The sequence below is a fragment of the Paenibacillus sp. HJGM_3 genome (assembly GCF_045062745.1).
Lineage (GTDB): Bacteria > Bacillota > Bacilli > Paenibacillales > NBRC-103111 > Paenibacillus_AA.
Genome location: NZ_JBJGED010000027.1, coordinates 33397 through 45954, shown reverse-complemented (window position 1 = coordinate 45954; position 12558 = coordinate 33397). Strand labels below are relative to the sequence as shown.

The 12558-nt window shown below is 58.5% G+C and carries 10 protein-coding genes; 3 read left to right on the top strand and 7 right to left on the bottom strand.

Annotated elements, in window-relative coordinates; all coding sequences use genetic code 11:
- Positions 1 to 45 precede the first annotated feature (45 nt).
- The 3 genes from ACI5FR_RS25330 to ACI5FR_RS25320 all read left to right on the top strand — a co-directional run bounded on the left by ACI5FR_RS25330 (position 46) and on the right by ACI5FR_RS25320 (position 2473).
- Positions 46 to 669 (top strand): YktB family protein, encoded by a 624-nt coding sequence (locus tag ACI5FR_RS25330; protein ID WP_405459598.1) that lies wholly within the window; start codon positions 46 to 48, stop codon positions 667 to 669.
- Positions 670 to 762: 93 nt separating this feature from the next.
- Positions 763 to 1329: a hypothetical protein gene (locus ACI5FR_RS25325; protein WP_405459597.1), complete on the top strand. Its 567-nt coding sequence runs from the start codon at positions 763 to 765 to the stop codon at positions 1327 to 1329.
- Between the two features lie 175 nt (positions 1330 to 1504).
- Positions 1505 to 2473: an S-layer homology domain-containing protein gene (locus tag ACI5FR_RS25320; RefSeq protein ID WP_405459595.1), complete on the top strand. Its 969-nt coding sequence runs from the start codon at positions 1505 to 1507 to the stop codon at positions 2471 to 2473.
- 75 nt (positions 2474 to 2548) lie between these two features.
- On the opposite strand, the gene ACI5FR_RS25315 is transcribed toward ACI5FR_RS25320, so the two are convergent.
- The 7 genes from ACI5FR_RS25315 to ACI5FR_RS25285 form a co-directional block, all read right to left on the bottom strand.
- On the bottom strand, positions 2549 to 3160 hold the full coding sequence (locus ACI5FR_RS25315; protein WP_405459593.1) for an SGNH/GDSL hydrolase family protein: 612 nt from the start codon (positions 3158 to 3160) through the stop codon (positions 2549 to 2551).
- A 75-nt stretch (positions 3161 to 3235) separates the two neighbouring features.
- Positions 3236 to 4780, bottom strand: a complete 1545-nt coding sequence (locus ACI5FR_RS25310; RefSeq protein ID WP_405459591.1) for an extracellular solute-binding protein — start codon at positions 4778 to 4780, stop codon at positions 3236 to 3238.
- A gap of 98 nt (positions 4781 to 4878) precedes the next feature.
- Positions 4879 to 5757, bottom strand: a complete 879-nt coding sequence (locus tag ACI5FR_RS25305; protein ID WP_405459588.1) for a carbohydrate ABC transporter permease — start codon at positions 5755 to 5757, stop codon at positions 4879 to 4881.
- Between the two features lie 15 nt (positions 5758 to 5772).
- Complete coding sequence (locus ACI5FR_RS25300; RefSeq protein WP_405459695.1) at positions 5773 to 6681, bottom strand: ABC transporter permease; 909 nt, start codon at positions 6679 to 6681, stop codon at positions 5773 to 5775.
- Between the two features lie 217 nt (positions 6682 to 6898).
- A complete protein-coding gene (locus tag ACI5FR_RS25295; protein ID WP_405459693.1) occupies positions 6899 to 8734 on the bottom strand; it encodes a sensor histidine kinase in 1836 nt (611 codons plus the stop codon).
- Between the two features lie 11 nt (positions 8735 to 8745).
- Positions 8746 to 10461, bottom strand: coding sequence for a response regulator (locus ACI5FR_RS25290; protein WP_405459586.1), 1716 nt, complete (start codon positions 10459 to 10461; stop codon positions 8746 to 8748).
- Positions 10462 to 10554: 93 nt separating this feature from the next.
- Positions 10555 to 12492 (bottom strand): DUF2334 domain-containing protein, encoded by a 1938-nt coding sequence (locus ACI5FR_RS25285; protein ID WP_405459584.1) that lies wholly within the window; start codon positions 12490 to 12492, stop codon positions 10555 to 10557.
- Positions 12493 to 12558 lie beyond the last annotated feature (66 nt).

The window sequence follows — 12558 nt, the reverse complement described above, 5'->3', positions numbered from 1 at the left end:
TTGGTGTACGGTAAGAGAGTAAACCTAATAGGGGGAGGATTCGCCGTGGCCGTACCAACGTTTACTGCGAAAGATTTTAAAGTATTCACCGTTCCCGGCCTCGAGCCCCGCATGACCGCCCTGATCGAACAAGTCCGGCCGAAGCTCCATCGCCTCGGTGACGAACTCGCCCCATGGCTGACGACGATCTGCGGAGAGCCGATGTACCCTCATGTCGCCCGGCACGCCCGTAGAACGATTAATCCGCCGGACGATTCCTGGGTTGCATGGTCCAGCAGCAAGAAGGGCTACAAGGCGCTGCCACATTTTCAAGTTGGGCTATGGTCGACCCACCTCTTCATCCAGTTCGCGATCATCTACGAGTGCGAGAACAAAACCGTGTTCGCGGAACGCGTGCTGGAGCGGCTGCCGGAGGTGCGGCGGCTCGTGCCGGACACCTTCTTCTGGTCGGGCGATCATATGGATCCCGCCAACACGCCCGACCGTGAGCTGTCCGACGAACAGCTCGCCGGATTGCTGGAGCGGCTGCGGTCGGTCAAGCAGGCGGAGCTGCTGTGCGGCCTGGAGCTGAAGCGGGGCGATGCCCGGCTGTCCAGCGCGCGAGCGCTCTCCGGTACGATCGAGTCGACGTTCGAAGCCCTGCTCCCGCTTTACCGGCTTGCCAAATAACGTCATTTTTTCGATCGACGCCTATAATCTGGGTTGCACTTGTACATACTACTTGGGAGCAACATCCAATCCAGATAAGGCGGTGTTAGTACAATGTATCATCGATTTACCGGACGCACGCTCCGAACCTTGCTCTCGCTTGCTGTTGCTATCGCGGCTTGGACGGCGTTCACAGCTCCATCGGCCAAGGCCGAACCCTCCGACCCGACGGAGTCGGCGGTGCCGGCTCAGAAGCCGGCTAAGGAAGCCCCTAAGCCCGACGTGAAGCCCGAGCCCAACTCGAATATCGACAACGATGCCGAGCGCGACGCGGAACAAAGCCAAGAGCCGGCGGACCGCAAGCATCCGCATATGCATAAACACAGCATGCATCTAATCACGGACGCCGCCACGATCATCGGAATCGATCCCGAAGCGCTGAAGAAAGAGCTCAAGGCCGGCAAAAGCATCGCCGAGGTCGCGCAGGCGAAAGGCATCAAGGAAGCGGACCTGACGAGCAAGCTGTTCGAAGCCAAGGTGAAAAAGATCGACGAAGCGGTCAAATCCGGCAAGTGGACAAGCGAAAAAGCGGACAGGGTTAAGGAACGGCTGCCCGATCAGCTGAAATACATGATCCATCACAAAGGATTTCATATGAAGCGAGAAGGCGAAAAGCAATAACCCGTTCCGCCACGAACGCGAAAGGACCTGAGGCAAAGCCAAAAGCCTCAGGTCCTTCTTGTATTCATGCAGTCCCCGTCTGTCTCAAGAAATAGCGAGCGTCATCAATTTGTAACACCTCTTGCCTACACTGAAGGGAGCAATCCCGATCCAGACAGGCAAGGGGGAATTACAAGTGCATCCTAATCGTCCGCATAGTGCATGGCTCGCGGCAGCAAGCGTTGCGCTCTTATTCGCGATCGGCCTGTACACCAGCTCGCCGGAGCGGACAGCCGACCGCATCCGCAGCATGACCGTCTACGATCCGACGTCCTCGCAGGCCGGACCGGCCGTTCCCGCCGCCGACGCGGGCGAAGCGCTATACATGCAGCACTGCCTCGCGTGCCATGCGGCGGATGGCCACGGCTCCGACCGATACCCCGATATTGCCGGGAACAAGTTCAAGCGCAAGTACGGGTCGATGGACAAGGCTTATGCATTCATCAGCACGAACATGCCGGCGAGCGATCCCGGCTCTCTACGCGAGGAGGAATACAAGGCGATCGTCCGTTATGTACTCGGCTTGAACGGCATTCCGACGCAGTTCTCCGACCTGGACAACCATTGGGCGGCCGAGCCGATCGCCGAGCTGCTCGAGCTCGGCTATGTCGACGGCTATACCGAGCAAGGCCGGCTGCTCTACAAGCCGGATCGCAACATCACACGGGAAGATTTCGTCACGTTCCTCGTGAAGGCGAAGGAGCTGTTCCTGTCCAACTCCGCCTCCTCCGCCTCTTCCGGCTTGACCGACATCGCCGGGTCGAAGCGGAAGACGTACATCTACACCGCGCTCGACTACGGCTTGGTCGACGGCTACCCGGACGGGACTTTCCGTCCGGAGCAGCCCATCAGCCGCGCCGAGATCGCGGCCGTCCTGTCCCGCAGCGAGGCGCTCGCTGCGGCGGAACCTGCACCGGGCGGCTCAGGCGACGCCGCCCGGTTCCCGGATGTCGCGCCGGCCCACTGGGCGCGCGCCTGGATCGAAGCCGCCGCGTCGGCCGGCTTGTTCCAGGGCTACGAGGACGGCACGTTCCGCCCCGGCCAGTCCATCACCCGGGCCGAGGCGGCCGCCGTCCTGCAGCGCATCGTGCACGGCGGGACGTAAGCTCTGAGGCTGTCCGCCATCCGCGCTCAGCCACGCCCTCCCGCCGCGCCGGCACCCGCAAGCGCCCGCCCCCGCTTACAGGCGGGCCAGGAACGCCGCGGCCATACGCGCGATCCGCTGATGGCCGAGCTCGTTCGGGTGCAGCCGGTCGTCGGTGAACGTGCCGAGGGTCAGCTTGTTGAAGCCGGACTCGGCGTACAGATCGAGGACCGGCAGCGCATAGCGCAGACCGATCGATCGGATCGCGGCGACGTAGTCATACAGCAGGTGCCCGGCTTCATTCCGGCGATCGATGTCGTACCCGTCCTTGTCCCGCTGCAGCGGCGTCCACAGACTGAGCCGGCAAGCGGGATTGTGGGTGAGGATGTGCTCGATGACCGATCGGTATGCGCCATAGAACGTATATATATCTTCGCTCCCCGGCTCGCCGATCGGCTTGTCCAGCCGATAGTCGTTCGTCCCGGCGAAGATCGTGACGCAATCGAGCGTCGGATCGATCGTCTTCCCGATATGCGTCGTCGCGCCGTAATCCCGGTCGCCGCCGGCCGTCATCGGGCAGCCGCCCTTGCCGTAATTGATCACTTCCGCGAATCCGAGCGCCGCTTGCACATGGGGCTGATAACCTCCCGCGGCCGTGATGCTGTCTCCGAGTGTCCCCCAGCGTTTGCCGTTCCATCTCGCGTCCATTTGGATCCCCTTCCGCTTCATTGAAATCAACATAGTAAAGAAGGCCGGCCTCCGCCAGCCTTCCCCATTATACCTTTACTTCTTCTTCGTCGTATACCAGTCGTTCACTTCTTTCACGCTGGCGTCGCCGCCGGACGCTTTATACTTCGCTACGAAGGCATCCAGGCCCGAGAGCGGCTCCGCCCCTGCGATAAATTTGATCGCTTGGTCGTTCATGAGCGTATTGAGCGAAGCGTTATTCTTGGAGTATTCCGCCAAGTACGGGCTTAAGCCGAGCGGATCCGTGACCCGGGTATTCGCCGCTTGCTGAACGTTCAAGTTCGCCCAGGCGTCAAACAGGCGCAGGTCTTTGCGTACGCGGGCTTGCCAATAGAGCGGATAGTTTTTCTCGTCGACGCCGGACAAGTAATTGTTCGCGTTGTTCCGCTCGTCTACGAAAATCGGAAGGATCGGCGTATAGGCTCCGTCTTTGAACGTGTAATGCTTGTTTTCTTCGCCGATTGCCATCAGCTTGAACGTAGCGGGATCGAGCTTGGCGTTCAGCCATTTGACCGCCTCCTCGGGGTGCTTCGACGCTTTCGGGATAAACGTGATCCGGTCGAAGCCGTCGGGAGCGGAGAGACCGAACTTGCCTTGCGGGCCTTTGAGCGTCGGAATGTAGACCATTTTCCCGTTCGGCTGGTTCTTGGCCAGGGCGTCTGACATCGTCGGCACATCCGCCCAGTTGACGGGCACGACGCCGACTTTGCCGCTTGTGAACTTCTCTTTCATCGTAGCGTCTTTGTTCACGGCAAATTCTTTATCCAGCAAGCCTTGCTTGAACAAATCGTTCATGTAGGTGAGGTAATCCTTGAACCCGGCATCCAGCACACGAGGGACGAGCTTCCCGCCCACATCGTTCCAGCCATTGGGCATTCCGAACGCGCCATTCAAATTTTCCACCATCGGAGCGGTTCCGTTAATCGTCATTGGGATGTTCTTGTCGCCGTTGCCGCCCGGATCTTTTTCCTTAAACGCTTTCAATACGGCAACCAGCTCATCGGTCGTCGTCGGCATCTTGAGCCCCAGCTTATCCAGCCAATCCTGTCGGATCATCAAGCTGCTGCCGCTGAAGTTGAGCGATTTGGTCGGGATCGCATACAGCTTCCCTTCCACTTTGGCCGCATCGAGCGTGGATTGCGACAACGCCGCTTTGATGTTCGGGCCATACTTATCGATGAGGGGACCTAAGTCGACCAACGCCCCGCGCTTGGCATAGTCGGAGTACAGCGCCTTGAAGTCGCTGCCGCCGCCTGTGGTGATCGCATCGTAGGGCTCGGAGGACGAAATCAATAAGTTCAGCTTGTCTACGGCGTTGTCCTGAGGCAGCATGTCGTACTGCACTTTGTAGCCTGTTTTCTCTTCCAGCATTTTGGCCACTGGATACCCGTTGTAATCATCCTTCTGCCAAATCTGAAGCGCCTTGAGCGCCGGCTTCGGCCCTTCGGTCGCGGATGCCGAGGGGCTGGCCGCGTTGTTGCCCGAGGAGTTGCCTTGATCCGATTTGCCGCAGGCGGCCGCAGTAACGGCGATCGATCCGGCCAGCGTGAATACCATCGCTTGCTTGAAGCTCTTTTTCAATCGAAACCCTCCCTAGTCACTTATCTATTAGATCTATCCCATTAAATCTCGCGGGCGTCCCCGCCAGAAGTTAATGCCCTGTTGAGCGTTGCCAACCGCTAACCTTTGACGGACCCGATCAGCACGCCTTTAATAAAATACTTCTGGAGAAACGGATACACCAACAAAATCGGAATGGTCGAGGCGATAACTGTAGCCGAGCGTACGCCCTCGGGCGAAACGTTCATTAAATCGTCCGCGCTCCGGTTGATTCCGGCGGTCACGGAGTTCGCATCCATCACGATATCGCGCAAATACAGCTGAAGCGGCTTGAGCGACGGACTGTTGATATAGAGCATCGGATTAAAAAAGTCGTTCCAGTAATACACCGCGTAGAACAGGGCGATCGTAGCGAGTACCGGACCGCTCAGCGGCAGCAGGATGCGGAACAAAATCGTATATGTGCGAGCCCCGTCCATCCGCGCGGATTCCTCCAGGCTCTCGGGCAGACCCTCGAAATAGCTTTTGATGACTAGCAGGTTGAACACGTTGATCATCACGGGCAGGATCAGCGACCACAGGCTGTTGATCAACCCCAGGTTGCGGATCAGCATGTAGTTCGGAATGATGCCGCCGTTGAACAGCATCGTGAAGATGAACAGCACCATGATGAAGCTGATGCCCGGTAATTGCCGCTTCGACAGCGGGTACGCCGAGACAGCGGTCAGAATTAGCGACAGCGCCGTCCCCACGGCTGTGATGAACAGGGAAACGCCGAACGATCGCAGGAACTGGTTCGAGGTGACGACGAATTTCATCGTCTCCAGCTGGAAGCCGATCGGGAAGACGCCCACCTTGCCGGAGACGACGGCCCACTCCTCGCTGACCGACTTGGACAAGACGTTGACGAACGGCAGCAGGGTAGCGAAGGTCAAGAGGAGCAGCGTCCCGTAGATCACGACGTCCAGGCTGATATCGCCGAAAGTGCGTTTGCGCATAGTTGTTAGTCCCTCCTACCAAATGCTGCGTTTGACAAACCGCTTGCTGAGATAATTCCCGAAGATGATGAGCAGGAACCCGACCACCGAGTTGAAGAGCCCGACGGCGGTGCTGAAGCTGTAGTCCATCTTGCCCAACCCGACCCGGTACACATACGTCCCGATGACGTCGCCCGTCTCGTAGACGACCGGGTTGTACATCGTGAGGATTTGCTCGGTGCCGGCGTCGAGCAGGTGCCCGATCCGCAGGATGAACATGAGGATGATGGTCGGCAAAATGCCAGGCAAGGTGATGTGCAGCATTTTTTGGATTCGGCCGGCGCCGTCAATATCTGCGGCTTCGTATTGATCCTGATCGATCCCGGCGATGGCGGCGATGAAGATAATCGCGTTCCATCCCGCTTCCTTCCACCCTGCTGTGAAGACGACCGTGCTGCGGAAAAAGTCGTTGTCGATGAAGAAGGAGATCGGTTGTCCGCCGAACCACTTGATAACCTCGTTCACGATCCCCCCGCTCGGGGATAGGATGTTGATGAACAGCCCCGAGATGATGACCCACGACAGGAAGTGCGGCAAGTACACGATCGTCTGCACGGTACGCTTGAACCACATGCGGCCGACTTCGTTCAGGAACAGCGCCAGGATAATCGGGATCGGGAACAGCAGGACGATTTTGTACAAGCTGATCAGCAGCGTATTGCGGAATACCTGCATGAATTCATCGGAATGCATCAGCTTCTGGAATTGCTCCAGACCGACCCACTTGCTCCCGGCAATGCCGTCGAAAATGTTGAAGTCTTGGAACGCGATCACGATGCCGTACATCGGCGTGTATTTGAACAGGAGCAAAAACGCCAGGCCGGGTACGAGCAGCAGGTACATGTCCAAGTTGGTGCGGAACAATCTCCAGCGGCTCGCTTTCATTGTTTTCGGTTGAGCCGACGAGCGTATCGTCTTTCTAGCGGTTGTTGGCCAGCTCATCTGTAGGCCTCCTCGTCTCTTCTTGTTCGTAACTTCATTATATAAGGGACGAGCGGTCCGGTTGGAGGAGGCAAAGCATCAATTTCTGGTGCATTTCTATAGAAAACGTCCGGCACTCAGCCGGACGTTCGTATATCCCATTCATGATTCCTGCATACCCTTAACCCGCATTCTCCATATGCGCCTTCAACCGGATGCGCACCGTCACCGTCGTCCCCTCGCCGGGTCGGGACTCGATGCTCAGCCCCGACGCCTCGCCGGCGAACAGCTTGATCCGCTCGTTCACGTTGTACAGCCCGTACGAGCTGCCGACGCCGTCCTTGCGGTCGACGGGCGGCGGCTCGATCAAGAGGCGCTGCGCGCGCTCCGCTTCCATGCCGATGCCGTCGTCGGAGACGATCAGCAACAGCTCGTCGCCTTCCCGCCGGGCGGTTACACGGATCAGCCCCAGTTTATGCTTCATCTTCCGAATCCCGTGCAGAAGCGCGTTCTCCACGATCGGCTGGAGCGTCAGCTTGGGCACGATATAATTCAGCACCTCCGGGTCGGGCTCGATGACATAATCGAATGTATGGAGAAATCGGCTCTTCTGGAGGTCCAAATACACCTGGGCGAGATTCAGTTCGTCCGCCACGCTCATCATGTCGCGGCCTTTGTTCAGGCTGAGGCGGAAATATTTGGCCAGCGAATCGATCATTTGGCTGATGTCCTGCATCCCGTGACCGATGGCGAGCCAGTTGATCGTATCGAGCGTGTTATATAGAAAATGCGGATTGATTTGGGCCTGCAGCGCCCGTAGCTGAGCCTCCCGCTCCAGCACCTGCGCCTTGTACGTCTGCTCCATGAGCGAGCGCACCCGGTGGATGAGCACGTCGACGCTGCGCTCCAGCATCAGGAAGTCGCCTTCCGGCATCGGATGAGGCTCGTCCAGCCGGTCAATGCCTTCCTTGCGGATGACGCGGATCACCTGCTGCACCCGGCGGTTCATGCTGCGTACGATCAGGGCGAGCAGCGCGAACACGAGCACGAGGAACAGCGCGAAGATGGCGATGAGCGTGGCGATGCCGGCGATCTGATTCAGCTTGACCTTCTCGGAAAATTCCGAAGCCGGCACTTGCGCGACCACCTTCCAGCCGGTCGGCTGAATCGTCGAGTACATTACGTACTCGGATTGGCCGCTCAGCTCAATGTTGAGCTTGCCTTCCGTGCCTCCTCTGACCGTGGAGATCAGCTCCTCCGGCATCGGCATCCCGATCCGCGACTTGTCGGCATGGGCGACGACCAGCCCTTCGGCATCGACGACATACACGTTGTTTTGCTTCGATAGATGGAGATCGGTCAGGATGTCCATGACGAGCTTCTCCGGCATATCGACCACCAGGATGCCCGACACTTGATCGAATTGGTTCGAGTCGTGCAGCACCCGCGCGTTGGACAAGATCGGGACGAAATCTCTGTCGATATAATATTGTCTGTAGATCGCGGTCCAGACGCTCGCCCCGTTCGCTTGAAGCACTTTATTGTAGTAAGACCAGTTTTTCAGCGTATCGAGGGAGAAAAAGTTGACCCGCTCCTCCGAGAACAGGCTCGTATTTTTGACGAACAACCGGATGCGGAACACGTCGGTGTTGAGCTGCATCGTGTCCACTAGATAGCGAAGCTCCTTCAGCACTTCCAATTGCTTGGCGATCGTAGAGCTCTCTTCCTCTTGCAAATATTGATACAGCTTCTGGTTCATCGACAGGATGTTGCTGATCTCCTGCACGTGCCCAAGCCGGTAGGACAAGTTGATGCCGGCCTGTTTGACCGTCTGCAGCATCGAATCGGACACCTCGTCCTCCAGCACCGTCGCCGAGCGTTGATAGTAGGCATAGAGCAGAATACTCGCCGGCAGGACGATCAACAGCATGTAAGTGAGCAGCCATCTCCGGGGCATGCCGAAGCGGCGGGCCACTTGTCTCAGTTTCAAAGCGCCTTGCCGGATGAGCTGAAGCATGCGTCTCACCGTCACTTTCCTGAAGGCTGGTTTTCCCGATAGGCGCTTGGCGTCAGGCCGGTTATTTTTTTGAACAGCTTGCTGAAGTAGCTCGGATCGGCGTACCCCACGGCAAAGCAAATGTCGTAAAACTTATAGCTCGGGTCGGTGAGCATTGCCTTCGCCTTCTCGATCCGGTAATGGGTCAAATATTCATTGACGGTCTTCCCCGTTTCCTGCTTGAACAGCAGGCTCACATACGTGTCGGTCAAATACACCTCTTTGCCGATTTCCGCTACGGTCAGGGCGTTGTCGGAATACCGACGCTCGATGACGCCCCGCACTCGTTCCACCAGATTATTCGCCCGTCCGCTGCGCCGTTCCCGGATGCTCTGGCACACTTCCGTCAGATACGATTCCAGCACCTGCCGGAGCTCGGCGATCGTCTCTTTCTTGAATAGCTCTTCCCACAGCTGCGTCTCCCGGTCTTCCAGCGATTCGGACTGAAGATTCAATTCCAGCAGCAGCTGTCCGGCCAGCAGCACGATCTGCAGCATAATATTGCGGCTGAGCTTCAACCCGTCGCGGCGATTCGGCGTGAACTGGGCGAACAACTCGTCCAGAACGGCCTTCAGCTGCTCCGGATCGGCGCCCTTCAAGATCGACGCCAGCTTCCCGCTCTCCTCCTGGCCGAACCGGTAGCGGCTGACCTCGTTGGGCTCGTGACGCTCTATCGACAGGCTGTCCATCGTAATGATCTGGTTTTGGCCCAAAAACCACTTGCGATCGGCCGCTTCCCGCGCTTGCCCATACGAGGCGGAAAGCCCCGAACGGGATACGCGGTCCCCGATGCCGATCGTGACGCTGATCTTCAGCCAGCGCTGCAAATTGTCGCGGATCTCGCTCGCCAGCGTGAACAGCCGCTCCTCCGGGTCTTCCGAAGGATCGTCTGCGGCTTCATGGGCTGGATCTTCCGCTCGTGCCTGCGCAACCGCGTCCGCCTTCACATCCGCATTCACATCCGCATGCAGCATGCCGACGAATTCACCGTCCCGGTGCTCGAAGACGATGCCTTTCATATGCCGGTCCGTTAGCTCTTGGCACACATTGCGCATCGCATAGCTGAGCAGCTGCCAATCCCGCTCGGACCGGGCTTCCCGAATGTCGGCCATCTGGTCGACCGAGACGACGATGACCCAGTAGGACGCGGTCGGCGGCAGCTGCAGACCGAGAAAATCAAGCCGCTCCTGCAGCCGTTCCGGCGGCGGCGCCGCTTCGCGGAGGAGCGACATGAGGAACTTCTCGCGGAGAAGCGGCATGCTTTCCTTCAGCTTCTCTTGCATCTCCTGCGTCATGCGGCGCTCCGACTGCTCCGCGCGCAGCTCTTCCACGACCCGTTCGATGACCGTCCGCAGCTCCTGAAGATTGACCGGCTTGAAGATATAATCGACCGCGCTTACTTTCATCGCGGATTTCAAGTAGTCCGAGTCGTCGTGCCCGCTCACGAAGACGATTTTGATATGGGGAAAACGCCTTCGAATTTCTCTCGAAAGCGTAATCCCGTCCATATTCGGCATCCGCACGTCGGTCAAGACGATGTCCGGCATGAGCCGCTCCACCGCCTCCAGCCCCGTGTCTCCATCGTCCGCCTCGCCGGCGAACTCGATCTCGAATTGCTCCCAATTCATATAGCTGCGCAAGCCGAACCGGACCGCCGGTTCATCGTCCACCACCAGAAGTTTGTACATCGTGCTGCGCCTCCTTCCGTCCCCTTCAGTATAAAAGCAGTCGGGAACGTTCCGGTATAGGATAAACCTGCAATATCTGGTGCATCTCTATAGTTATGATCCTTGGTCCATGGGGACGAAGTTCCGGGACTCCCAAGAAACCGCGGTATCCACATAAGGCTCCTCCCCGTTCACGACGGCAATGTCCGCACGGCCGTCCCCGTTCAGATCGGTTACGATGAGCTTTCCTTTCTTTGGCCCCCATGGCCCCATCTGGGACAAATATTGAAATTTGTTCGGGGCGGTCTGCAAGTATACCGTGAACGATTGCTGAGCCCGGTTCCAAAACAACACGTCCTGCGCTCCGTCCCCGTTGTAGTCGGCCACCTTGGCAAGACCGCCTTCTCCCGTCGGCAGCTCCAACGCAGGCGCATTCTTCTCCCATTTCCATGCCGTCAAGTTCGGCGACAGCTGCAGCCAGCGCGAAGAGCGGGAGAACGGAACGATCAGCTCTTCCTTGCCGTTCCCGTCCAAATCGCCCTTCACGAGCTGCGACAGCTTCCGCTCGAGCGGCAGTGGCGCGAGCGGACGGAACGTATCACCCTGCAGGGAAATGGCCTCCAGGTGCATCCGATCGGCCGATTGTCCGGCCAGCACCCAGCCGTCTCCCCCTTCGTTCAACGCGTACAGATCGGCCCATGCGGCCGTGCTGACCTTCCACGTCCGGTTCAGGGTGAACGTCCCTTCCCCGGCCCGGTAAGCGTACATCGTGCCGTCGAGCTTCATGACCCACAAATCGCTGCGCCCGTCTCCATTGTAGTCGAACATCGTCCACACTTCGCCCGGCTTCAAAGGAATGCGTGCCCAGACGCTCGATTCGCCGACCGGCTCATTCCGTACGCCGGTGATCCGGCCGCGCTGCACGCGAATCTCGCCCTTTTCGCCGTCCCATTGCACGACGTCCGGCTGTCCGTCTCCGGTCACATCGGCGAGCTGCACGCCGGACTCCGGGGTCACCTGCAAACGAACGCTCTTGGCCGGGGCAAACGGCACGAAGTCTGTAAGCGAGATGAATTGATACGCCTTCTGCTCCAGCTGCGGAAGCAGCCGCTGCATGATGCTTTTGCCGCTCCCGGCATACTGGTATTGGGGCAAGCCGTCCACGATCACATGCTCTCCCTGACTGTCCAGCACCGGGGTCAAATACTTGAACTCCAGGAACGGATGAAAGAAAAACGAAGGCAGTTTGTCGGTCTTATCCAACTGCTTCACGATGATATCGGCGTCCCGGTTGTAAGGGATGTACGAGAATGGGGTCGGGACATACACCGCCCCGAGCGACGGTTCTCCATAACCGGTATTGCGGCCGGCGGAATATTGCGGATGGTTGGCATTGCGATCCTTCGCCGTATCGGACTGATAGTTCAACCCGAAATAGCAGCGGAACACGGCATCCTGCTCCGGCCGCGTATGATAGTGAGGCGCCTCCCAGAACTTCGGCGACAGTCCCGTCCCCGCGAATATTTGGAGCGCTTCCTCCATTCGGGCTTGTGCGTAAGCGGGCGTTAGCGTCTCCGCTACGTCGGACACGTCGAATTCGTTGCCGATGCCGGACTCGTGCTGGCCGTCGTTACGCCGGACATCGCCCACCTGATGCGTATACCCGTGCATGCCGATGACCGCGCCGCCGGCCTCCGCTTTGCGCAGCAGCTCGACGAAAGCGCGCGCGTACGGGTTGTCCTGCTGATCGAGCGAGACGTCATACCGCGTCCCGTCCTTCTCGATGTTGATCCAGCGGGGGATGACGGCGAGCTGATAGCGAACATGGTGCTCCTCGAGCAGCTCCATGACGGCCCGCAGCTTCCCCAGCTGCTCTAGCCCTTCATATTGCCCGCCGGGCCCGATATCCTCGAGCCGCAGCAGTATATATTTCGGGTGGTTGTCGTTTCCCACCGCGGAGATGTTCGGAATTAAGCAGAACGAAATAAGCAGAATAAAAAATGCGGCCGCGAATCGGAGTCGTTTCGACCAATGTGGACCTGCCTTCAGCAATGAAGTGCCCCCCTGATGTGATAATGAATAAACCGGCATTTTTCCGCATTTCCCGCCCGTTTTGAG